Consider the following 25,100-nt stretch of genomic DNA (forward strand, 5'->3'; position numbering starts at 1 on the left):
TAGTCGCATTGGTGGAAGTCCAGAGCGTATAAGCTCATAGATTTCTGGGGTATTCCAAAAATGCAAATGTACTATATCTGCATTGCTAATTTCCTGTAGAATTGCCTCGCGATTTAGCAGAGCTATTACATTTATACCAGCTTCTTCCGCTATTTTAATAGCAACTGGATCGGCAGAAATCAGAGAAACAATACGTTGTTTATAATCTGAAAAAAGTGATAAATATTTTGCCGTAGCTATTAGGGAGCGGAAAGCTCCTCCAACAGAAGCTTGACGAATGATATGAAGAATTTTGATCATAATTTAGTAGTGGTCATTTCAGTTATCAGTTAGCCTCCTATGGTTGTAACTGCGCAATTGAGTACCTCTGCAATAAGGAGGCTTCACATAATAGATCTCTTGCAAAAGTTTTAATTAGACCTCTCCGGAAAAGAGGGAGTAGGGGCGATTCGCGAATCGCCCGTACGGGAGTAGGGGGAAATAATTTTTGATATTCCTTTTACCGAATAATTAACAATTATTAATTATTAATTAAATAATTCAGCTTTATTAGTCTCCCCTTTCAAGGGGAAAAGAAGAAATAATGTTTCCTTATATTCAATTCCCGAGCGGTTTTAACCAGAGGTAATTATCAATTATCCATTATCCATTATCCATTAATGAAAAACAGTCTCTAATTACCATTCATTTTTTATTAATTTACTGGTAGTTCTAGATACAATATAATCAAAATTTTTGATTGTAAACTTATTTTTTAAATTGTTGTAAAACGCAATATCCATCCCATTTCTTTCTTTGATAATGTCAATTAACTCTTGAGATACTTCTCGTTTATTCTTTCTATTTTTAGTTACTTTCTGTTTTGTATATGATTTATTTTTCCAACCCAAAATTTTTTGTAAAACTTGTAAAAAATCATCAAAATTTTCTTGTGTTCCCACTGCTAAAAAGTGATTACAAATATTTTGATAAGCTAAATCCATAGTTTCTTTAGCACTTCCTACCATTGAGCCTGCTATTTTCTTAACCTGTTCATTTCTAGGGCAATTTCTAGACAGTACAAAATCTTCTAAGCTGATATCTTTAGACAAAAATTCATTGTGTAGTCGATGAGCTGGTTCTTCACGAATAAAATAATACATGGAAATAATTCGATCGACTGGTTCTCGAATAAGAGTTATATAAATTGCTGGTTTAGCTAAATATTTATGAAGGCCGTATGGCATATGTCCGACATAACAATGAACCCTTTTATTATCAGACTCAGATATCTTTTGGGCTGCTTCAAGAGGAGTTTGGCTAACTTTAAGGAAGTGTACTTTTTCTTGAGAATACTGACTTAAAATCACAGAACGTAGAGTAGTACCTGCTGTTTTTGGAATATGGGGAAATATCAAGGTTTTACTAGAAAGTTTTTGTTGTATCTCAGATATATTCATAATTTTTTCACTCCTGACAAATATAATAATATGAAATACAAAAAATTCTGCAAATATACGAATCATCCCATCACCCTATCCCCCCATCACCCTATCCCCCCATCACCCCATCAATCTTTAGTAGCAAACATTAACGTATTTCATATAATTCTGCATTTTAGCCTATTAAAAGCTATATTTTTTCATTAGCTAAGGTAGAGTATTGTTCAATAATTAATAATTAATAATTAATAATTCAATAATTCAATAATTCAGGTTTACAGCGGTTTTCCTGCACGGTATACCACAGTAGGGGCGATTCGCGAATCGCCCCTACACGATTTTTGCTTGTGAAGATGTGGTTCATCAAGAGCGAAAAGCGCTGTAAAGCCTCCCCTTTCAAGGGAAAAAAGCGGTTGTTTAGCTAACGCACAACTTCGTTAACGCTTCGCGACATGAATTGCTCGCAGTCCGTCAGGATGGGATGCATCAGAAACCTAGCCATATCCAATCAACCAAGAGAAATAAATTTTTTCCTTTTATACCAATTCCCAAAAATAACGCAAGACCTTGGATAAAACTTCAGTTATTAAGTAATTAAACTAAGGTAATTACTTTTTTGTGTTTTTTGAGCAAGTTTAACATTAATTATTGTTGTTTTTACTTCTCCCGTAGGTCTGCTGCATGCAACGTCCCTACCCACTCCCCTACTCCCGTACGGACGTTGCATGCAACGTCCCTACTCAATCAAATGTAGAAAAGTTTTTGAGAAATGGTATTATTCAATCCAATCCGTTTTAGGGAGAGGTAATTATCAATTATCCATTATCAATTATCCATTATTGAACTCTTCTTATAAAGAATAGGATTGGCTAAAAGGAATTTTTTTTCTGTTTTCTCCATCAATGGAGAGACTTTATACCTTAATTTTTTGGTAAGCATTCAGTGGTCAGCTATTAGCTATTAGCTTCACTACCTTTAAAGGTAGAATATGGATATAGCAATCCGCCCATAGGTTGTAACAATTCAAAAACTAGAAATAAACTCCGAAACTCTTGCCCATTGACCATTGCCTATTCCCAAAAAACGACAAGATTTTGGACACTAATAAAATAGGATTGCTATATATGTAGAACTATTTCGTTTGCCTGCTTTATTTATTAAAAAGCTGAGACCTGACTGCTAATAACTGAATGCTTACGAGCATTATTTTTATAGGAAGCAAAAATATTTTAACTAGACTGAATTAATGAACTTTTTTTGAGCTAAAGCTTCAGCAAGTTTTTTATATACACCTATACCAATATCAGGTCTAAGTTGAATGGCTTTTTTATAACAAGCAATTGCCTCGGTTAATTGACCTTCTTGTTGTAATGCTTCTCCGAGTAGATTGTACACTCCATGAAATTTGGGGTTAAGTGTAATAACGTAACGGTAATTTTCTATTGCTTCTTGAAATTTTCCTTGCTTCATTAGTAAATTTCCTAACTGATGATAGGCAATGAAATAGTCTGGATAAATTTGAATTAAACTATTGTAAACTGCAGCTGCTTCTTCAAAGCGACTTTGTTTAGCCAGAGCATTTCCCAGTTTTTGGTAAGTTTTGGTGTAATTTGGGTTGATATCAATAGCATTTTTATATACCTTAATTGCTTTCTCACAGAGATATTGTTTACTTGGAATATCAACTTCCCCCCATTCCATCTTTTTAATTAGAGCATTTCCCATACTATAATTAAATAAAAAACATTTTGGTTCTATGCTAATAGCATAATTATAATAACTTAGACTTAAGTCAATATTATTTTGTCTATCCAATTCTTGAGCAAGTACCCAATAAATCTCGGAACTATCGGGAAATCTTTTGATTGCATCTTGATAACTGTCTATATAATATTTTGAATTATTAGTAATAGCATAATTTTCTTCAATAACTTGTTTGATTTTTTTATATATATCAACTGATTCTGGTTGTATTTCCAATCCAGACTTATACATTAGAATAGCATCTTCATAATTTCTTTTTCGCGAAAAAATATCACCTAATTTTTGATATGTTTCCCAACTAAACGGTTTAATCTTAAGTGCTTCACGATACCAGTAAATCCCTTCATCTAACTGTTCATCTTTAATAAAGATATCTCCAATTTCATCATAATACTTAAAACAATTAGGGTTATATTTTATAGCTAACTTATATACCGTTGTTAATTTGACATCCCACTGTGTTCGGGTTAAATTTACTTCTTCTATTTTTGCTAACAAACAATATAATTGTTTGTTTAATTCTAGAGCTTTTTTATACATACTAATAGCAATATCAAACTTATTTTGCTTTGTTAGGCAATTTCCTAATTGCAAATAAGCTTCATAACTACTAGAATCAATTTCTGTGATACTTTGGTAGATAATTATTGCTTCATCAAATTTAGCTTTTTGAGCCAAAATGCTAGCTAAGTCGAAACACAAATTAATATCTTGCTTAATTTCCAAAGCTTTGTAATATAGTTCTATATTTTGTGGATGTTTTTGAATAGCTTTTAGATAATAGTTAAATGCAAGTTCTTGAATTATTCTTGCTTGTTTGTGTAGTGAGTTTGCTAATTTATCCTCAATAAAAGGTAAGTTAAAATTTAGCTGTATAGCACAACGATAAGCACTAACTGCCCCATCCCACTCCTCCAACTTAACCAACACATCTCCCAACTTATAATAACCCCAAGGAAAATCAGACTTTAATTCTATCGATTTATCATAAGCAGCAACAGCCGCTTCTAACTCCTCTTTTTCCTGCAACAAGTTCCCTAATTTATGATGCACCTCCCATAATTCCGGTTTAATTTCAACTGCTTTTCTATAAACCTTTATTGCCTCTTCTTTCTCTCCCTTTTCTACCAAAGTATCACCTTGTAAATGGTAATCATCTACCAAATTTGAGTCTACTTTAATTCTATTACCAAAAGCAACTTTTTCTAAATGCGACTTCCCTTGTGTAGCTAATATTTGCCCAAACTGCTCCGCTATTGTCAACTTCTCTCTAGCTTCTTGCTGCTGAAGCTTATTTTCTGCATCTGCCAAATACTGTTTTACCTCTTCCCAGTCAGGAGCTAACTTAATTGCCTTGTGGTAAGCAGCGATCGCCTCCTCCCATTCTCCCTTTTTCACGAAAACTTTTCCTAAGCAGAAAAAATTCTTTGCTTGCTTAACATTCATTTTTTGCACCCGATGATTTTTTGAAGGATAAAATACCTTTCAAGAATTAATAATTAATTATTAATTCTTACCTCTCCTTGAAAATGGATAAGATTGACTAATCATGAAAATTTTTTCTTGTTTCTCCACGGCGAGTGAGAGGCTTTAAACCTTAATTATTCGGTAAAATTAAAGTTTAGTATGATAGTAATTACCTTTCAAAAATTTACAAACACCTACTACTTGAATTTTACCCTATTCTTTAGGTTTATTAAGGGCATTAATTGTTTCTTCAATTAGTATAATTTTGCTGTTAAATGTACCCGATGGCCAGTAAAAGAGAAGCCAATAATTTATATCATATCCGGTTGAATAGTTATAATTAGAGCTTCGTAGTAGAGCTTTAGCCCCAAAATACATATTTCAGTGGCTCAAACCCTACTACAAACAAAAACTTTTTTATCACTTATTATCCGGAGATCATATTAGCCATTGAATTTATGGCCACACTACAACCTTTCTTTGGTTTGGCAGGAAGACAAACCTAGAAGTGATTAACTGTTGACTAAAATATGTATAAGAGATTGAATGCACAAGCAAAGATTAAGCCAATACCCTGTCTTAATCTTCAGTATATTCGGTGGGTTACAGCTCCCAGTTGAGTTTGGCTTCACGACTCATAAGTATTGTCCCCTAACCCACCCTACTGGACCGACACACCTAAAATAGTGCATTAACTTTTTTCGTAATCACCCCATCTCCCCATCACCCCATCACCCCATCCCCCCATTTTCTAATGCACAAAATTAGCTGTGTCAGTCTACTACTGAACCGACACAGCTAAAACTGTACATTATACCAATTTGATAAATGTTTGCTACAAATAGCTAGGGAATTTTTGTTTGAGTCAACCCACCCCTAACCCCTCCCAAGAGGGGAATTCAGGAGTCAGGAGTCAGAATCAATGGTTTAAATACCATTTTTTAGGTCTGAAATCACCTTTTTTGTGAAAGGGATATCTCCTTTGACATCCTCCCGACGCTGCACTTGCGTGACAGCGCGGGATTCCTAACCATCGCTGATTAGGGCTTTCTGCTGCCTCTTGCAGAGGAGCTGCGCTAACAATGCACCAGCCTCCAAGGTCAAGCCTCTTTTCGGTCTTACGGTCGCTCCACAGACTGACACTGCTAGCCCAGCAGCCTTTTTGAAGCATAGCACACGCTTTGGAAAAACCGCAAGATTGATTGGTTTTCATCCCGACGCTCCCTTGTCAGGAGAGCGCAGGTCTTCAACCAACGTTGAGATAAAATCTTTTGATCGCCTCTATTATTCGTAAAATTATTTTTTCAAAATGGTATTAGGGAGTAGGGACGTTGCATGCAACGTCTGTACGGGAGTAGGGGAGTAGAGGAGAAAGATTGTTGTTGGGTTACCCTGACGGGATCTTGCTACGTCCCTCAACCCAACCTACATCTATTGCAACATTTAAGATGAAACAGTCTACTACGCCTAGATTTAATATTCCTTTTACAAACAGTCTCTAATATCAAATCCGCTTAATTCGGTATAAAAAAGTATTCTATCTTCAGTCATTGGCAAATCTTTCTAAATTCTCTCTCTAATTTTCCCAAGATTTTAAGATAGACTTTAAAGTTTCTGAAAAAAATTCAGGAGAACATTCAGTTTCAACTCGCTTCATGGCATTTTTTCTAAGTTTATTCCACAAAGCTGAATCTTGATAAAGTTTGATACATTGTTGAGCAAAATTTATCTGATCGTCACCAACTAATAATTCTGTTTCATTTTTCCATCCTAACTGTTGAGCAATTAAAGATGTAGTCACAATTGGCAAACCATAAGCTACTGCTTCATGTACTTTATGAGGAATTCCTGCTGCATATCGAGTGGGAGCTACAAATAATCTCGCCTGATTATAAAATGGTGTTAAATCATCTACTTTTCCTAAAATTTTGATTGATTGATTGTTTAAACTATTTACTTTTTGTTCAATTTCTTCTACAGTGTTATTCCCAATAATTATCAATTCAATATCTTGACCAAGTTGTTTCTGAATCAAAGGAAATATTTCTGAAGTTAGCCATAAAATAGAATCAGCATTAGGAGATTCTTTTTCATAAATTGAACCCACAAACAGTAAATTTTCTCTTTCTGCAAAAGTTTTAGGAGTAGGATTAATTGACAGAGAATGACCTAATAAACTGACATTAGTATAACCTTGTGCAAGAAATTGTTGTTTTTCTTGGGAAGAAACAGTAATAATATGATGACTATTTTTAGCTAGCTGAATTTCTTCTGTTATAGCTTTTTGACGCTCTATTTCAGTAAAAGGAATTTTATTTAAACGTTTATATTCATAGTCTCGGATACTAAAAATTGCTTCAGCATCATAAATAATTTTGGCTGATTTGAGGAGATTTTCTTTCGCTAAAATAGAGTTTAAATGTTTAATATTATGGGGACGACTAATAAAAACTAAGTCATAATATCCTTTGCGTTCTCTTAAAAAATCTTCTAACATAATTAACCCATATCCCCGCATAACTTCAACAGTTTGGGAAATATCTGAATAAATAGTTGACCAATCTTCAATATGACGTATATCCCCTGGATAAAGGGTAACAAAATAGCCTAATTTAACAAGATTACAGAGAATAGAATGACTGCGGGTATAACCAGAACCTATCCAAGGATGAGGAATTCTATCATCAATAAATAATATGCGTTTTTGTTTTTCTCTAGCTTGAGTGCGAGCAAATATTAAATTCTTCAGTTCGGTAGGATATTGAGACGAAAACCACTCTTTGTGTTTTTGTTGAAATATCTTTTGATTTTTTTCCATCAGAGCGATCGCCTGTTTGCTGGAACTTGTATTACTGGAACTAGCAAACTCATAGTGGAGAATATTCACATTAGGGTCGTAAATAATTTTTTTCCCTAATTTTTGTAGTCGCACACAATAGTCAGTTTCCTCAAAATAAGCTGGTTGATAATCTTCATCAAATCCTCCTAATTGTAAAAACAAATCCCGTCGAGTTAAGAGAAAAGCTGCGGAACAATAATCAACAGTACGTTTAAATTGATATTCTGGTGCAGTAGGTGAGTTTCCACGTCCATATCCTAAGCAAGTTCCATCTTGCCAAATGATACTTCCCGCTTCTTGGAGGGTGCCATCGGGAAGGATTAGTTTTCCACCTACTGCACCAATATCATCTGAAGATTTTATGGTTTCCAGAGCGGAGGGAATACTATTGCCGAGAATTTGAGCATCATTATTCAAAAATAGCAGATAGTTTCCTTGAGCAATTTTGCTGCCTTGGTTACATCCCAGGAGATAATGAAAATTTTGATGATTAAGAATAATTTTTGCCCCGTTTATCTGTTGTAGCAGTTGACGGGTGGTATCAGTGGAGTTGTTATCAACTAATATCAGTTCAAAAGATTGAAAGGGGTTTCTCAAAAGGGAGTATAAGCAACTTAAGGTAACTTCTGCTCGGTTATAGAGAATAATAATGATGCTAATTTCTGGATGTTCAACCAGGGGAAAATTTAGTTGAGAGTTGGTATTGAGGAAACTATCAAGAGCGATTTGGTTAAGAGTATCAAGAGTTTGTTTTGCTTGGTCTAGTTGGGGGGTTTGGGGAAGAGATGGGGTTAGGGAACTTAAGGAATTTTGAGCAGATGGAAAACTCTCTGCTAAGGGATGGTTGGGTTGGAATTGGAGAACTTTTTGATAGGCAAGTTGAGCGCGGTCAAATAATCCTTTTTTGGCAAACGCTTTTCCTAACCCCAGGTAAATTTCGGCATCATTGGGAGAAATTTCTAATGCTTGATAGTAGATTTGTAGATCGTCTGGGTTTTGTTGAATTTTCTGTTTGTAAAAGTTAAGCAGATTAGTTTGTTCTGCTTTTGCTTGTTGTTGTAGAGCATCCCCGATTCTTTGATGTATTCCTGGGAAATTGGGGTTGAGTTCGAGAACGTGTTGGTAAGCAGCGATCGCTTCTGACCAGTTCTGATTTTTGTAGAAATGTTTGGCTTGTTCTAGGTAGTGTTCCCAAGTTTTCATATTTTAATTATATTTGCTAATTACTATTTAAACAGACGATGGCAAATCACTATCAATCCCAGATAATTTTTGTTCAAAAATATCTACAGCATTTTTGTACAATTCCAGATCTTTTTCATTTTGTTTTATTACGAAATCCAAAGTTTGCTCAGGGATTTGTTTTAGGAAATCTTGTATCTTTTTATTTTTGTTCAGGGTCAGTGATGGAATCGAATTCTGAGAAATACGATTAAAAAAATCAACCGAATCATTGTATTTCTCTGTAATTCCCACAAAATACAAACTTTCAAGTTCAATTTCTTTCAACATTCTGGATTGTAAATTTGACTTGTTCTTTTTGAAAATAAACTCTTGTATATCTCCCGAATAATTATAATGATAAACGTGATGAAAATAGTCAGATAAGCAACGTCTAATTGGTTCCCTTAAAAATGTAATTAACTTGGTTCTTTTACCCAAAATAGAACAATAGTATTTGATATGGTGTTGATTAATATGCCCTCCTATGACGTTAATACTTTGCTCCTGAATATATTCCTGTAGTGATGTTCCATCGATAGATTTTCTGTAAATAGACGATTGAATAATTGGACTCGTAACTGAAGATCTGGCTCCATAGTCATATAGAATTCGAGAAGAGCCAAGCTGCTTTTCTAATCCTTTCCTAAAAGAGGTTCCGGCTGTTTTAGGAATATGAATAAAGAGATAAACATCTTGGCTATGATTGGCATCTGCTCGATCTTCAAAGATTTCAATTTCTGGATTTATTTGTAGTTTTTTGATTTCATTTTTTTCGAGAAAATCAAATGAACGTATCCACTGAATCTGTTCCTTATTTTTTTCAAAACCAAAATCAAAATTACCAGACAAGGCAATGCTATGCCTAAATCCACACATTTCTTTTGAATGATTTTTCTCTGATAAATTAAGAATTTTTCGGATGACATCTGGCCGACTCTCGTTGAGATCGTAAAACTGATTCACTCCATTTTGACGAAGGACAAGACGCACGGGTAAATTGCCTTTGGCAAGCACCCATCCACGAAATTCTACTTTAGATTCCCTATCACAATTCCTCAATGTCTTTTCATTAGGCCAATCAAGATTCCATTTGAATATAAAAGTTGGTGATGTTTGGTTTGAAGTCATATCCATTTTTGTTCTGTTTTAATTAATGTGCTAAGAATTTTGATGTTTTTGTATCGATTGCAACTCCAGTTTAAAGCGAACTCAACAGCTCTTTAAAATCTCGTATAACTCGTTCATGGGAACTACGATCGCGCACCTCCCTCATAATTTCTAGACCATAATTCCACTCCCTTCCTCCATACTGTGTATGGATACGTTGTAAGATATCCAATATGTCTGCTTCATCAGGGTTATCAGGTAAAAGATATGGATAATCAGCTCCCAGATAGTATTTAACATCAGTAGCCGATTCTTGTACGATAATATTTGATTCGCAATGTGCAGCAATAAAGCCTTTTGTAAAGGGCTTATTACCATCAATTTTTCTTGTTTTTCTGACAGCATAATGACAATTATATTCCGAAATATGATTAATCCAAGAGGTAGAATTTTGGCTGCTAGTATCAACTAAGTAGAAGTCTACGAATTCTTGGATTTTATCTGACTTAATTGTGTTGGCAATTTCACCAAAATACCCAATATGAGGTCTTTTATTCAGACAATCAGGTCTGTTCGCCACAATTCTTGGATCGGCATGATGTGTGATGTAATGTATCTTTTTTTCAGGCCACCTGTCGCAATAGTCTACATAAGCAGAAAGAGAAGCAGCAACCAATACATCTACACTTTCCACGATTGCCTCCTCTGGTACAGCATCAACAAAATCTGCAATAATGATGTTGTTTCGTTTCTTAAGTTGCTCTAGCTGTTCAGGCGTTGATGATGCTAGGTAGCCCTTAGTGAGGAACAAAATTTGTTCACGAACATCATCATCGCTTGTATAAAACACCATCTGATTCTCCAGATGAGGTCGAACTAGACTCGAAAGTTGTTCCCCTCGCATAACTGTCGATCCGGAACTGGCGAACTTAGGATTATATAAAAAAACTACATCTGACTTTTTCCAAGAAAAATCTCTAGAATCATTGACAGTATTTGAATATTTATTGACTTCATATACTTCTTTTTTATGAGAAATTTTATTAAAATATATATTATTTCTAGATGTTCCAAGTTCATCAGGAAGAACTGATGGACGCAAGCCGTTACGCCACATCAAATATCCTAAACTGACTTGATCTCGGCGCGTATAATTCTGGATATGCTGCCACCATTCATCCATAAAAGAAGCAATCACCTGATTATTGTGTTTGCGCCAAATGAAAGAACCTTCTGCCATACCTGATTTTCTCGGAAAGCCAGAATTTGCGTATGCTTCTATCTGCTCTATTAATCCGTCAGGTTCATGTCTGCGATGAGCCATAATTGTTGCTACTTCTAAGTAAACATCATTTCGTACAGGATGCCTCCACATCACAAAATCCGATCCAGATAAACATTTTTTGAGTAAATCATTGATTCTTCCCAAGAAAAGTGTATTGGCATCCACAAAGAGGGAATAGTCATATTCCTGGAGATAAATATGAGGAAGTATCTTAAAGATTTTTGCATTTAAGTTGCTATCAGCTAAGCCTGGATCGACGACTCGAAGCTGCCATCCTTGTGATTTGCGAGGTCTGTCTGTAAAGCAGATATAGTCAACACCTTTAGCCGTAGACATTATTGGAAGCAGGTCATCACGATCTCCATATAATGATGTGTATATACACACTCGGTAATTCTGTGAATCATGGTTGTACACCCATAAACCATCAACATCTCTAAAGCTACTTTTGATGTTGGCATTAGTTATGTCGTATTGGATGACAGAAGATTTATATCTTTCCACAAAACTACCGTTGAGAAAATGATCCCATACCCTGGTCCAAACCGAGCGTGCTTCGTCCCATTTTTTTTGTAGAATCAAGCTGGTTCCTAATGCCTCAAGTGAGGCACGGGTTTCACCAAAATTCTGGTGCAATTGCTCCACAATTTTAGGAATAATATAAAAGTCTTTGTTACTGAAAGACCGACTAACAGCATCATAGAGGGCATACTCTGATAAAGCGTATTCAGACAGATATACTATAAGCGGATATTTTTGAATATCTTTGCATTTATTGTTTACTATAGGTAACAATTTTGGATCAAAACTTTGACTCGTGGCACGACTCTGCCAGTCATCATTAATCATGTATGTCTTTTTTGGTGTTGAGTCATTTAAATCGAGATCGGAATAAGTCTGTTGACACCAAGTTTCAGAAAATAAGTTTTCTTGCTCCGCCAATTCAAGCCAGTTTTCGTTTGAAGGTAAGGCTGTACGCCCCTCTTTCATCCCATGTTGTATGTAGTGAACCAAGGCAGGTAGTTTGCGCTCGCGTATATCTTTATACCGCAAATGATAATATGCAGTCGAAAACTTGTCACTGGGATCGTAACCTTCGGGATCGCCATATAAAATAAAGTGAGTTGCTGGGCTTCTTGTTGCGATCTCAACCATGTATTTTTCTTTCAGATTTTCGAGATAATATTTTTCGTCAAAAAAATCTGATTTTGAAACTATTTTTGCCCAGTCTTTTGCATTGGCAGATCGCAGAAGATGATCCGTTGTACAGGCATAGCGCAATGGCTTGTTCAAGAGATTATCAGTTTCAGGTACTTGTAAAACAAATTCAGTAGCACTAGAGTCACGACGATAAGTGAGACCCGTTTTCATTCCACTAGCAGTTGGTAATAACCCGAAGAGTCGTTCAAATGCATGCGCTGATGTACCATCTCCTCCTGTAATTGATGTTTCAGATGTAACGAACAACTTCAGAATCCAATGGGAAGCATCTGCTAGGTTTCGTAAAAGCGACCCTCGAATCCAGAACATAGTACCACTAAAGAATCCCCAGTCACCTTGATAGCTTTCAAGATTAAGAACTTCTCTAAAGTTGTCTACAAAACACCTATTGCCATACATCAAGTATTGCGCCGAACGATAAAGATAATCGGGGCCAACCATACCCAGTTCATCATCTATCGCAAAATTATTCAAAATATGATTGACCAGAGCTTGCGATCCTAGCGTCCCTTGGAAAAGGATATTTCCCTGTTCTTTTCTAATAAACGATTTATCATTTTTTGTATGCAGTTTTAAAACCACATCATAGTGCCACAACTCAAACTCCTTGATGCATTTGATAAATGGAGCCACATCCATTCCTATATTTTCTACGCCCTTGATTTGAGCATTTTGATGATTTTTATTTACCAGAGCTGAGACCTCTGATTTTTTTTCTAAAGGACAGGTAATAAAAAGGTCATAAGGGACAGTTATGTTTTCAAGATATTTACTAATTCTTTCCCACATATGGCTGTAAAAAATATGTACGCAAACTCCAACTCTTGGAGAAGTATATTTGTCATAGTTGTCATTGATGTTTAGTTCTTTTTTTAAATTAAAAGAAGGATGGATATCTATAGCTTTTTGATATACTTCCTCTACCTCCTCTCTCTCTCGAAACTGCAATAAAAGATCTCCAAACTGCTGCCAAAGCACAGTAGGTTCTGGATGCAACTTAACTGCCCGCCACAAATAACCCACCGCCTCCTCAGATTGTTCCTGACTCCGTAACAGTTTCCCCAAATTAATTAGAGATAAAACCCCATGAGGATTTAATTCCACTGTCTTCCTAAAAGCAGCGATCGCCTCATGTACCCGTCCCATTTTTTCCAATGTCTGCCCTAAGTTTTGATGATACTTGGAAAACTGGGGATTGTTCTCAATTGCCTTTTGAAAAGCGACAATCGCCTTTTCTTCTTCACCTTTTGCAATCCAAGCATTACCCAATCCAAAATACAATTCAGCATCATCAGGCTTAATTTCTAAAGCTTTTTGATAACTCTCAATATCCATTGGGTTTTTCTCAATAGCTTGTCGATAATAACTCAATGCTTCCTCTAATTTCCCTTTAATTTGCTGATGCAATGACTGATTTAATTTTTCCTCTACTTGAGGAGGAAAGTCTGGTTGAATTTGCATAAATTGACGATATACCTTAACCGCCTCATCCCACTCTTCCAATTCAACTAATATATCCCCCAACTTATAATAACCCCAAGCAAAATCCGGATTCAATTTAATAGCCTGACGATAAGTATTAACTGCTTCTTCCCATTTTTCTAACTTAACTAAAACATTCCCTAAATTATGATAAGACCAAGAAAAATCCGGATTTAATTCTATCGATTTATTATAAGCAGCAACAGCTTCTTCTAACTCCTCTTTTTCCTGTAACAAATTACCTAATTTATGATGCAATTCCCATAATCCTGGTTGAATTTCAATGGCTTTTCTATAAACCTTTATTGCCTCTTCTTTCTCTCCCTTTTCTACCAAATCATCACCTTGAAAATGGTAATTATCTGCCAAATTTGAATCTACTTTAATTGTGTTACTAGCAGCAATTTTTTCTAAATCTGACTTCCTTTGTGTGGCTAATATTTTCCCCAACTTCCCTGCTATTCTTAACTTCTCACTAGCTTCTTCCTGCTGTTCACCATTCGCTATTTTCTGCTGAAGCTGATTTTCTACATCTGCCAAATGCTGTTTTACCTCTTCCCAGTCGGGAGCTAACTTAATTGCTTTTTGGTAAGCGGCGATCGCCTGCTCCCATTCTTCCTTTTTCGCTAAAACTTTTCCTAAACCGAAAAAATTTTTTGCTTGCTTAATATTTATTGTTTGTGGTTGTGTGGGTGGGGAAAAAATTGTTGAATTTTTTGACATCGTCTCTATTTTTTATTTCCTATTACTATCAAACAGTAACTTTAAACAAAATCCGGAAATCTTAATAAGAGAACAGAAAAATCAAATAAATTGAGGAGATATTAATGGTACTTTGATGTTTTTTATAGCGAAAATTCAAAACGCTTGAAATAAATTCAAGGGTTTTGAAGATGATTTTATTATTCTTGAATAAATCAATAACTTTTTTCTTACCAAATCAATGTTAAATCCAGAATAAATCCTGGTAATATATTTTATCCTGAAGTTGATTTTCCCCATCTGCCAAATGCTGTTTTACCTTTTCCCAGTCGTGAGCTAACTTAATTGCTTTGCGGAAACAAGCGATCGCCTCTTCCCATTCTTATTTTTTTACTAAAACTTTTCCTAAGCTGAACTATCGTAAATATAAATGTCAAATTCATCCCCTTGACTAGAAAATTCATCTAAAGACTTTTCAAATAATTCTTTAATACTAAATACTCCAACAACAAATCCTTGTAAATTTTTACGCAAATCGGCAATTGAATTATTAATTGATTGTTTTTGATATATGGGTTGAAAAATCAAGAAACCATCAGTATTTTCTGTTTTTTGTACTAATTTAATCTTAGAAGTAGCGATCGCCTCTCCACTATCGCGAGCCTTTTATAAAGCTGCTAGACGATTAGGATTAGAAGCTAAGTCAAATCCTAGAGCTTTTTCATTACCGTGATATGGTTCAACAAAATATACTGGAAAATACTCAGCTTTGAGTCTAGCTCGGATTATTTTTCCTACTTCATTACGTTGGGTAAATTGAAAATTAGAATAACCATCTTTTTGCGCTTTTAATTCATATTTTTCTCTTTCATTAGCAGGAACATAAGGAACCCATTCTAATGCTTGAATACTTGGCATCTTATATAAAAAATATGAAACAAATTCTCGAAATTCTTCTCGATTAACTTCTTGTGAACTTTGATAGAAACTTTTAAGTGATAATAATACATCAATAATTTCTTCTTTTATTGTATCTTCGAGTTGATGTACTCTATCTAATGCTAAAGTTTTAAATTCTATGGAAATTTTTTGGGATTCCCAATTTCTGACTACAGCAAACCCAATACCAGATAATAAACTGCCAATAATTATAGTCAACCATACTGGTATATATTGTCTGAATAAGTCATTTTTAGCTTGTTTATATTTGTTGATATTCATGGGAGAGAAATATATGGCAATCTTATTTAAATTGTAATATTAAACTTTTTGCAGGAGTCAGGGAATAGGGAAGAAGGAATAGGGAGATGAAATTATTAATTTTATATCTTGAATTTATTTAATTAAAACTTTTGCAAGAGGTCTATTTTTGTGGCAGGGGCAAATAGCCATTCTCCCGTACAGGAGTCAGGTAGGGAAGCCGTTGGATTGGCTACATACATAATTTTCAAGGTTTTCTGTTAATATTAACTATTATAAAAATTTTCACCAATCATTTAGAATTGCTATATAAATTAAGAAATATCAATTATTATTAATTATTTTTTCAATTTACTTGCTCAAAAACTTATGAAAAAATATTTGCCCTGAATTTAACTCAAAAAGCATGAATTCCCTCCCTCTGTTGTCAGGGAACGTCCTATTTGAATAGAGAACAGAAAAGAAGAAAAACAACTATACCTCACTAACTTGAGAAATGCTTTTATACTATAGCAATCCTATTTCAGTTGTAATATTTTTGTGGTAGTTAGGAGTCAGGAGTCAGGAGCACCGAGTCAGAATTTTAAAGGTTTTCCGTTAATATTAACTATTCTAAAAATTTTCACCAATCATTTAGAATTGCTATATATAAATCAGGACTTACGCAACAACTCTAGCTGTAGTGGACTAACATATATTAAATTGTATAATAAGTGTAGGTTGGGTTTAATATCATGTCCGGTTGAATACTTATAAATAAATGACGAAGGAGTCAGGAGTCAGGAGGGAAGAAAGGAGAAGAAAGAATAAACAGGAGGAAAAGGAGAAAGTTTTTTTATCACTAATTATCCGGACATGATATAAGTAGGAGTTTTGTCAAAAAACCCCTACAATAGTATATTTTAGCTAACTGTTAATTTTAGTGGATATAATGGTTCTTTGCCGTTCAATTGCCAAATCCTAAATACTAATACAACAGCTACAGTTAACCACACACAGGAAGGAGCTAAAATTATTCCAGCTATAGGATTAATTTGCCAGTAAAAGATAGTAACTATTAAGGCAGATAACCAAGGTCCGAAAATCACAACAGGAACAGCAGCACCTAATCTACGTTCTACAGTAAAAATAGTATTCCAAGTATCTCCTAAAGCAAGATGTACTGCAAAAACTATTAAAGGAAGCACTAAAAATTGTTGGTTCATCTGCTGCCAAATTAATAGAGAAGAAATTACTCGTAAAACTGCAATTGTCATCCAAACTATGGGAAAAGCTAAAGGTGGAGGTGCCCATTTTGGTCTGACAATACTATCATAAGTTTTGCTAGTACGGGTATTGTCTAAGGTCGAAAAAATTCGCGAACGAATACTTAATAATGTGAAAAATATTCCGGCAAATACTGTGCTTAACCAACTGGGAAAAGAAGAGTAATTATTAACTAAAATTACCAATTTTTCCATTCCCCAAAAAGCAAAAATAATTATTCCTATTTGCAGGATAGTTCCTAATTTATAAATTGAAAGTGCCTTTAAATCTAGCTCTTTTGTAGAAACTATTTGTCTGTCTAGAGACTGATTTGTCTCTTCAGTTTTCACCCCCATCACTGTATTAACAATCTGTTCAACTGTTCCACCATCATTTGATTGAGTCATAATTAAAATACTCAGAAAATTATCAATTTACATCATGTCCGGTTGAATAGTTATAATTAAAGCTTGTAGTAGCGCTTTAGCCTGGGAAATTTGAGGGGCTAGAGCAATACTACAAACAAAAACTTTTTGACCGCTAATTATCCGGACATAATATTACATATTAACTTGAGTAGGGACGTTCCATGAAACATACCCACAAAGGTTTGAGAAAGAATTAATTAATTTCTGGAACTTAAACAGCAAAAATAAGTCTCCAGTATCAGATGCGACTGGAGACTTATTTTTAAGAAATAAAAGTTTTCAAGCAAAAAAAAGTGTGTTTTATCAGCGGATTTTGTCTAAAAAAAAAGCTTTCGATCGATTTTAAATTCCAAAAATTAGCAGGTAAAATCTGTGTTAGCACTTACGTTATTTCTGCTAGAAACATATCAATTTAGTGTATTCGCTGACATATTTCTGGAGGTAGTGCAACAAAGTAGAAGAAGCGATGGTAAATTCTCGGAAATTGCTGGGTATTTATAGGTATTCCTCATCCAATTCATTGCGACGGTCACTCCGTGGAAGGAAGCAATCTCAGGGGTTACGCAAGATTGCTTCCCGATGGCCACAATGACAACTTGATTTACTGGACTTCCATTGGGGTGGGGGCGGGTTTATATAATTTAATGATGAATTTGAAAAATGAACCCGCCCCTACTAGCTCGTCCAGCTTAAAAATATGGGTAAAGAGCGAGTCTTAAGAAGACCTCTCCCCCGACTCCTCTCCTATAAGGCTATGCTTTACCCACATCTGTTAAATTCCTTACAGGATAGGGGAGAGGGGGAAGAGGGGGAAGAGGGGGAAGAGAAGACTTTCCCTGCCATTTCTCGTATCTAGGACATGGGTGGTTAAAAGTGAATAAGGCAATTTCAGCATTTGCCAACTCTGACTAGCTACTTAAACCATCTCCCCACACGGACCACACGGACCACACGGACCACACGGACCACCCTGCAATGCTTCTAAGACTTATGGGTAAAGCATAGTCCTATAAGGAGAGGGGGGAAACTCCCCCAACGCTAGCACTTAAGGGGGTCGGGGGGTTAGGTTTTACCGACAGTTTGAGTTTGGACGCGCTACTACATATTGCCAAATTTCAGGCGTGTCACGCCACTACTGGACTATAAATTTAACTTCTGACTTCTAACTTCTGACTTCTGACTTCTGTTAACGTGGCCAAGAAATTCCAGCACTAGCAGCCAGATAACGAGCTACAGCACCTGCCCCATAACGGTTAAGATGACTGGGGTCGAAGAAATATTTATTCTTTGCTAATTGGGGTTGATATAAATTAAAATTCAGGAACTTAAAACCATGCTCTTGAGCGCGACGTTGCATCCATCCATGAAATTCTTCTTCAGCAGACCAACGTACAGAGTCTAAATAACTATCAGATAGAGGTAAATTAACAAAAACTAAAGGAATACTTCGAGATTTAGTAAAATTAACAACAGAATTTAAAGCTGTCGCCTGAGTACCTCCAAGATAAAAACCAGCATAGTCGCCATCGTAAAGCCCTGCGACATAAGGTTTTCTTCGATAATAATAGGAAGGATTAAACTGCTCATCTACTGACAAAAACCCATTAGCGTCAATAGCATCAGCAGCATTGGCGATCGCTACTGTTTGTACAGGTTGAGTCGAGTATTGGCTATAGGGAGTTGAGTTTGAGGAAGTTTGCCATAGGGGTTTATAGGAATATTTTGTATAGTTAGTTGGTTTAATAGCGCTATAGTTAATCTCTATTGTCTCCCCCACCGATATCTCCCAAGGAAAGTTGGGAGTAGGTGAAAATACATTCAAAGGTTTGGGAAACTGATAACAGGTAGAAGCTAAGTTAGATTTCGCTTTAGGTAACTGGGGGCGAATGCCAGAAAGTAGTAGTCTTTTACCCTCAGAAGCAAAAATTGAATTATAAGTTCGATCGACTCGCCCACTATTAAATGCTCGTACTCCATCTGCCCAAATAATTAATTTTGGCAGTTGGTCATAGCTCAAAAGTTGTCGCAGTTGAAAGTCTACTACTTGAGCAGTTGCACCATTAATACCAAAGTTAAATATATTTAGTCGAGGATAACCTTTAGCTATCAAATATTCTTGTAGTTGTTGGGGGGCAACTCCATATAAAGCACGAGAACTCCCAACAATTAAAACATCTGGCGCACCGACAGTGGCAACGTAAGACAGATAAAGTTCTAACTGAGTATCAAGAATATCACTATTGAAAGAAACAGGGTTAAACTCAGAGGGAGCAGAAGCAGCTTGTTGTTGAGAATAAGCTAGGTTTCTCATATATTCAGTAACTTTTTTCTCGGCAAAAGCACGTCTGGGGTTTTCTGGCGGTACCGCTTGCATCCAAGCTACTGCTTGTACCCACTCTTGTGCTACTTTATCCCACTGTTGTTTGGTTCTAGCAGACTGAGCTAAATTTGCGGCTTTCGTAGCAAACCTAACTGCTTGACTAAAAGGGTCAATAGAAGCGCATTGAGTAGAATTGGAATTTTGAGAAACCAGAGAAATTTGGGGGTTATTTTCTTTGGTTGAAGTTAGATCGCAGTTATTAATTGAGATATGATTTTTCTCTAAGCTGGGAGATATTTTGCTTTGAAACTGTTGAGTGGGTATACATCCAACAGTTAGGGTGAGTAAAGTTATGGTTACTGTAAAACGTTGAAGTAAATTAGAATTCCATTTACTACTGTTAAATTTATTTTCTATATTTTCTTGCCACCTATATTCAGGAGTGGCATCGGTTGAATGGATTTTAGTCACCTAGATTCCTCTCCACATCTATATATAATATTTGTGGTAGATTATAGTACCTTTCACTACAGACTAACTGTTGGTATAGCGCTATGTGGAAGGCAAAAGTCAGTAGGGGCGAATGGCCATTCGCCCTTACAAAAGCGAGTGCTAATTGGCGAGGTTTCCTACGGGGCGCCTACTGTGCGGAAGTAATTCCGCACACAGCCCCTCCAGAATGTAAGACGCACTTCACCACAGTCGAAAGTCATCTCTGACTTAGTTTTTCCTACAAAAATGTTCCCCAAACAGCATTTAGTAATTTCCGCGCCCTTTGCTTCGACTGCTATGGAACCCCTAAGTGTATCTTTTACATTGATTTTCCTTTCTACAACATTCGCTTTATAGCTGCCGCTAGGCTCCCCCTTTTCCTGACGGAATGCTCCGCAAACATGTCGCGAAGCGGAACGGAGTTCTATCCCTGAGAAAATATAAAATTTTTAGTTGAATAAAAAATCATGTATATGGGCGAGTTACTCCATCTAATTTTTATCATATCACAAAAATTCTGACGATGCAACCGACAACCTTTTTATAGGCAAATTTTTTCTGGAGCTTAACAAAATGAAAATGTTGGTGATTTTCCACTCAGGAGCGATGGATGGAAAGATTTGATGAGGGAAAAACAAGTATTTATGGGAGCTTCACAAGATGAAAATATTTCTGGTGGAGCATTTTTCAATCTTTTTCTGCAAGTGTCTCTATTCTACTGCCGACTCGTACCTCAAAAATTTAATCGCGGACAAATATACCAAATGACTTCTATATTGTTATTGTTTTAAGGAACTCAAAAATCAAAAGTCAAAATTTATCTAAATGGCGGAACGTAGTTTTATCGCTCACTTGCCAGACTATATATTCTTTGACTCCATTGCGAGTTCCCTAAAGTCCTAAAATTGTGTACCTCATCAACTCCGAAACTGCTGTAAGTCGGGGAGTCGCGCAGAAGTAATACAAAATCTGGTTATGGTTGTCAAAAGCTACTTTATCAAATTGCTCTCTAACCCCTATACCTTCTGGCTTACCTTCATAATAAACCTTCTGTCTAAACCGGATTCAGTACAATATCAAGTCTGGTAGCATCATTAGACATCTCCACAAAAGAGGGAATAGGTATGGAGGGGGAAATAATTGATAATTTCTCTAGGATAATTGATTTTATTTTTTATTTTTGGAGAGGTCTATTAGTATATAAAAGGGCTTTGTTCCATATTGTTTTGACAATGGTATTTGTCTTGAGGCGATCGCTACATTTTTTCAAAGCATTGGTGGAGCAAGTGCGGCAGCTACATCGCTCTATTTACCATACGCTATATATAGTGTCTTTGCGTAAGTCCTGTTCAATATATTAGAGTTTAATGGGGAAGCCGATCATGTTCATGCAGCTATTGAATACCCACCTAAATTGTCTATATCTCAAATAGTCAATCATCTTAAAGGTGTTTCTAGTAGATTATATGGAGCAGCAGGATATGAAAAACCACACAAAACTGCGCTTTGGAGTCCTTCATATTTTGTGGCTTCAGTTGGAGGCGCACCACTTGAAACTCTGAAAAAGTACATTCAAGGAGGAAAGTCCCCCTTTTAGGGGGAGGCTTTAAACCCAATTTTCTGGTAAATAGGGCTTGCTGATTCAATCTAAAAGCTTTAGCCTTTGCATATGCAAAAAAAGTACAAGCTTTGTTCTTCCTTAAGCTCACACAGCTGAGGATTTTGAGTAGGCAAGGGCAGAAAAATTGAGGGACAATTCTTCTAACTACATCCTCTGTCATTCCCATTTATCCTGACTTATGACTGCTAAATTTTGATTTTTGACTTATAGTCCCACCCATAAGACTTTTTCAGCAAACCCTAAATAATTTTTTTTCACAAAACTATTGCAATAAAAATTTTTTGTGTTAATATGTATAAATGTGAGTAGCAAGGGTCGATGCCCGAGTGGTTAATGGGGGCGGACTGTAAATCCGCTGGCTACGCCTACGCTGGTTCAAATCCAGCTCGGCCCACTCACTAAAATTAAAAGGATTGAAATAAAAACGCCCGTGTGGCTCAGTGGTAGAGCACACCCTTGGTAAGGGTGAGGTCACGAGTTCAATCCTCGTCACGGGCTTTCAGAAATAAATAAATAAATAAATAAATAAAATTATTATTAATTATTTGATCGTTTTAATACCAACATACCATAATAATTAAAAAGTAAGGTATGGATTTATTTGTTTGGCTTAAATATGGTGATTCTTAACACCAAATCAGAAAAGCTGAAATATTTCCTAAACTACTTAAGGTTAAACAAACTTTAGTATTAAATTTAATGTATACTCAAATATCATATTAATATTTTATATGTATTAGTCTAAGCTAGAGTATAGCAGATAAATTAATTAAACATTTTTTAGGGAAGGTGGTATGACACCTACAAAACTGTCAGATTCAGAAAAATTAGAAATTGTTGAACTGTATCAAACTACAGAAGAGAATACTATTACTCTAGCAGACCGCTATGGAGTGAGTAGTTCTACAATTAGACGGTTATTACAAAGTAGCATACCAGAAGATGAATATAAAGACCTAGTTCAACAGAAGCAAAAGCGTCCATCTCGTTCCTCAAAAAATATAGATTACGATACTAACGACTTAGATGAATCAGCAGCTAGGGAAAGTTTAGATCCTTCTGAATCGGACGATAAGGAAGGTGAAGCAGATGGGGTAGTAAAAAGACGACGCCGACGTTCTTCTTCATCTAATGATGATGAAACTGAGCAACTGACAGAAAGCCCTAAATTATCTTTAGCTGCTCAAGAAAATCAAAAATTAAACGATACATTTGAGAGTAATTACCCCCCTACCAAAGAAATAGAAGAGATTTTAGCCGCAGATTTACGAGAGCAACCCCAAAATTTAGATGATTTTGAGAACGATGATTTAGAAGATTTTGATGGGGAGTTTGATGATGAGGATAAGTTTGATGTAGAAGAAGATGTAGACAGCTCTTATAATCTATCTATTCCTATTCACAATTCTCACCAATCTGAAGTTAAAATTTATACTCTCACGGAGTCCGTCTTGCCAAAAACTTGTTATTTAGTAGTAGATAAATTTACAGAGTTAGTTACTAAACCTTTGATAGCTTTTGGGGAATTAGGACAAATACCTGTGGAAGAGTCTCAGGAGAAAACTTTACCAGTTTTTGATAATCACCGAGTAGCTCATAGATTTTCTGCCCATAATCAAAGGGTGCTGAAAGTTCCTGATGGTAGAATGTTGCAAAAAACTACACTTTATTTGCAAGCTAAAGGAATTACTCGACTACTGATTGATGGTCAAGTTTACAAGTTATAATGAAAACTTATGATGGCTTTACTTCCATGCCTGCGCTTTTGGTCAAGTGAGAGTCAGAATTAGGTAAATCAATATTGCCCTTCAGAAGGACAATTTGCTAATATAAATAAATTTACCTGCCTCACTTTAAATCTGTGGAGTAACAATAGAACTAGCAAGAGACTTGAGCTTGGAGAAAAATGCGCGATCGGGATCAAGCATAAATCTTGAGGTAAACTAATTTTGCTTTGTCATTCAAGGGTAACCAGGGGAAAATACTAAAACTTAAAACCAGGAAAACTTTGTTTTCTCAGATCAAATCAAAAATCTTCTTGACGATCTTTCATCTGTCCAAGATTAAAAAGTGGGGGCAGTAGAATGGAACTAATTATAAGTCCGATACCAACACTAAAAGACAAGATAACTCCTACAGGGAGCTGGATGGACTGGAAACCAATAAACTTTAAAGATATTGGGGTAGCATTCTGAACTGAGAGGATTGCAATCCCACTTATCCACAATGCCAGAATTATACTACTGATAATTGGTGGGATAAATTTTTGCATAGGATATTCCATAATATAATATAAATAATTATAATCATACCATGAATCATCAAAAAAATAAAACCTGTCTCACCTCAAGAATATATAGGAATTATTACCGAATAATTAATAATTATTAATTATTCACCCTTGAAAGGGGAGGCTTTCCAGGAAAAAAAAGTGCTAGGATATTTCCTTATACATATCTGATGGTTTTAACCAGAGGTAATTATTCATTAATGAATCAGCTATCAGTTAGAGTGCTTTTTGATTTCTCTAATTTTGGGTTACTTTCTAGGATTGTTATTGTAACTCATCCGTATGAAAAATATTATAAATTAAATATAAATCAATTAATCTCAAATTTTAAACTCATAAATGCTAGTAGATAAGAGATAGTTATTACCGAAATTAATGTTAGAAGAGATAAGGGTTAAACAAGCAGAAACAATGATTGGGGAGGTAGTATTATCTGATTAAGGTTTATTTAGATACCAGTGTTTATAATCGTCCTTTTGATGACCAAACACAGAAGAAAATCGCCTTAGAAACTGAAGCAGTTAAACTCATTTTTCAAATGATAGAGGAAGAATCAATTATTCTAGTTAGTTCCGAAGCATTAGAATTAGAGTATAAAAATAACCCTTATCTCTTACAAAAATTGACAATGAGTCTTATCTAAAGAAAGCTACTATTTATCAACTTCTTAACCTAGCTATTAAAGAGAGAGCAAATGAATTTACCCAAGAAGGAATCAAACTATTTGACGCTTATCATATTGCTTGTGCAGCAATGACACAAACTTATTATTTTATCACCTGTGAGAAAAGACTGATTAGTCGTTGTCAAAACCTTTCTTTAAAAACCCTCAATCCTGTTAACTTTATCTTAGAGGTATGTGATGAAAACGAACTTAACCCATAACGATAAAATTATCTAAGAAGCGTTATTAATCCTCTTTAATCAATTATAACCTGCTAAGTTTTTAGATATTGTTACTACTTTAAATTTAGGAAGTAAAGGGGATTATA

General features: G+C 35.4%; 11 protein-coding genes, 2 tRNA genes and 3 pseudogenes. 6 read left to right on the forward strand and 10 right to left on the reverse strand.

The features are described 5' to 3' along the window. From F6K22_RS00295 to F6K22_RS00340, 10 genes and pseudogenes are all read right to left on the reverse strand, one after another. A pseudogene (locus F6K22_RS00295) lies at positions 1 to 300 on the reverse strand (glycosyltransferase family 4 protein); the annotation flags it as partial. A 377-nt stretch (positions 301 to 677) separates the two neighbouring features. Further along, positions 678 to 1,439 carry a sulfotransferase family 2 domain-containing protein gene (locus tag F6K22_RS00300; RefSeq protein WP_293092129.1) on the reverse strand — a complete coding sequence of 254 codons (762 nt, stop codon included), beginning with the start codon at positions 1,437 to 1,439 and terminating at the stop codon, positions 678 to 680. A gap of 568 nt (positions 1,440 to 2,007) precedes the next feature. Beyond that, positions 2,008 to 2,148: a hypothetical protein gene (locus F6K22_RS00305; protein ID WP_293092131.1), complete on the reverse strand. Its 141-nt coding sequence runs from the start codon at positions 2,146 to 2,148 to the stop codon at positions 2,008 to 2,010. Between the two features lie 506 nt (positions 2,149 to 2,654). Beyond that, complete coding sequence (locus F6K22_RS00310; RefSeq protein ID WP_293092133.1) at positions 2,655 to 4,631, reverse strand: tetratricopeptide repeat protein; 1,977 nt, start codon at positions 4,629 to 4,631, stop codon at positions 2,655 to 2,657. A 1,597-nt stretch (positions 4,632 to 6,228) separates the two neighbouring features. Then, a complete protein-coding gene (locus F6K22_RS00315; RefSeq protein WP_293092135.1) occupies positions 6,229 to 8,694 on the reverse strand; it encodes a glycosyltransferase in 2,466 nt (821 codons plus the stop codon). A 27-nt stretch (positions 8,695 to 8,721) separates the two neighbouring features. Then, positions 8,722 to 9,849, reverse strand: a complete 1,128-nt coding sequence (locus F6K22_RS00320; protein WP_293092137.1) for a sulfotransferase family 2 domain-containing protein — start codon at positions 9,847 to 9,849, stop codon at positions 8,722 to 8,724. Positions 9,850 to 9,913: 64 nt separating this feature from the next. Further along, positions 9,914 to 14,533 carry a tetratricopeptide repeat protein gene (locus tag F6K22_RS00325; RefSeq protein ID WP_293092139.1) on the reverse strand — a complete coding sequence of 1,540 codons (4,620 nt, stop codon included), beginning with the start codon at positions 14,531 to 14,533 and terminating at the stop codon, positions 9,914 to 9,916. Between the two features lie 384 nt (positions 14,534 to 14,917). After that, positions 14,918 to 15,733, reverse strand: a pseudogene (locus F6K22_RS00330) (CHASE domain-containing protein). 881 nt (positions 15,734 to 16,614) lie between these two features. Further along, on the reverse strand, positions 16,615 to 17,364 hold the full coding sequence (locus F6K22_RS00335; protein ID WP_293092141.1) for a TspO/MBR family protein: 750 nt from the start codon (positions 17,362 to 17,364) through the stop codon (positions 16,615 to 16,617). A 1,207-nt stretch (positions 17,365 to 18,571) separates the two neighbouring features. Continuing rightward, the gene (locus F6K22_RS00340; RefSeq protein ID WP_293092143.1) at positions 18,572 to 20,176 is read right to left on the reverse strand and encodes a hypothetical protein; all 1,605 of its coding nucleotides are present in this window, start codon (positions 20,174 to 20,176) and stop codon (positions 18,572 to 18,574) included. Positions 20,177 to 20,820: 644 nt separating this feature from the next. Between F6K22_RS00340 and F6K22_RS00345 the strand changes: the two genes are divergently transcribed. The 6 genes and pseudogenes from F6K22_RS00345 to F6K22_RS00370 all read left to right on the forward strand — a co-directional run bounded on the left by F6K22_RS00345 (position 20,821) and on the right by F6K22_RS00370 (position 24,993). After that, complete coding sequence (locus F6K22_RS00345; protein WP_293092145.1) at positions 20,821 to 20,988, forward strand: hypothetical protein; 168 nt, start codon at positions 20,821 to 20,823, stop codon at positions 20,986 to 20,988. Between the two features lie 557 nt (positions 20,989 to 21,545). Next, positions 21,546 to 21,794 (forward strand): annotated as a pseudogene (gene tnpA, locus F6K22_RS00350) (IS200/IS605 family transposase); the annotation flags it as partial. Between the two features lie 336 nt (positions 21,795 to 22,130). After that, positions 22,131 to 22,212 (forward strand) — tRNA-Tyr (locus tag F6K22_RS00355). Between the two features lie 32 nt (positions 22,213 to 22,244). After that, positions 22,245 to 22,316, forward strand: a tRNA-Thr gene (locus tag F6K22_RS00360). A 296-nt stretch (positions 22,317 to 22,612) separates the two neighbouring features. Then, complete coding sequence (locus F6K22_RS00365) at positions 22,613 to 23,545, forward strand: transcriptional regulator (RefSeq protein WP_293092147.1); 933 nt, start codon at positions 22,613 to 22,615, stop codon at positions 23,543 to 23,545. Between the two features lie 1,316 nt (positions 23,546 to 24,861). After that, on the forward strand, positions 24,862 to 24,993 hold the full coding sequence (locus F6K22_RS00370; RefSeq protein ID WP_293092149.1) for a hypothetical protein: 132 nt from the start codon (positions 24,862 to 24,864) through the stop codon (positions 24,991 to 24,993). The last annotated feature ends 107 nt before the right edge of the window (positions 24,994 to 25,100 follow it).

The sequence above is a fragment of the Okeania sp. SIO2F4 genome, assembly GCF_010672385.1.
Taxonomy (GTDB): domain Bacteria; phylum Cyanobacteriota; class Cyanobacteriia; order Cyanobacteriales; family Microcoleaceae; genus Trichodesmium.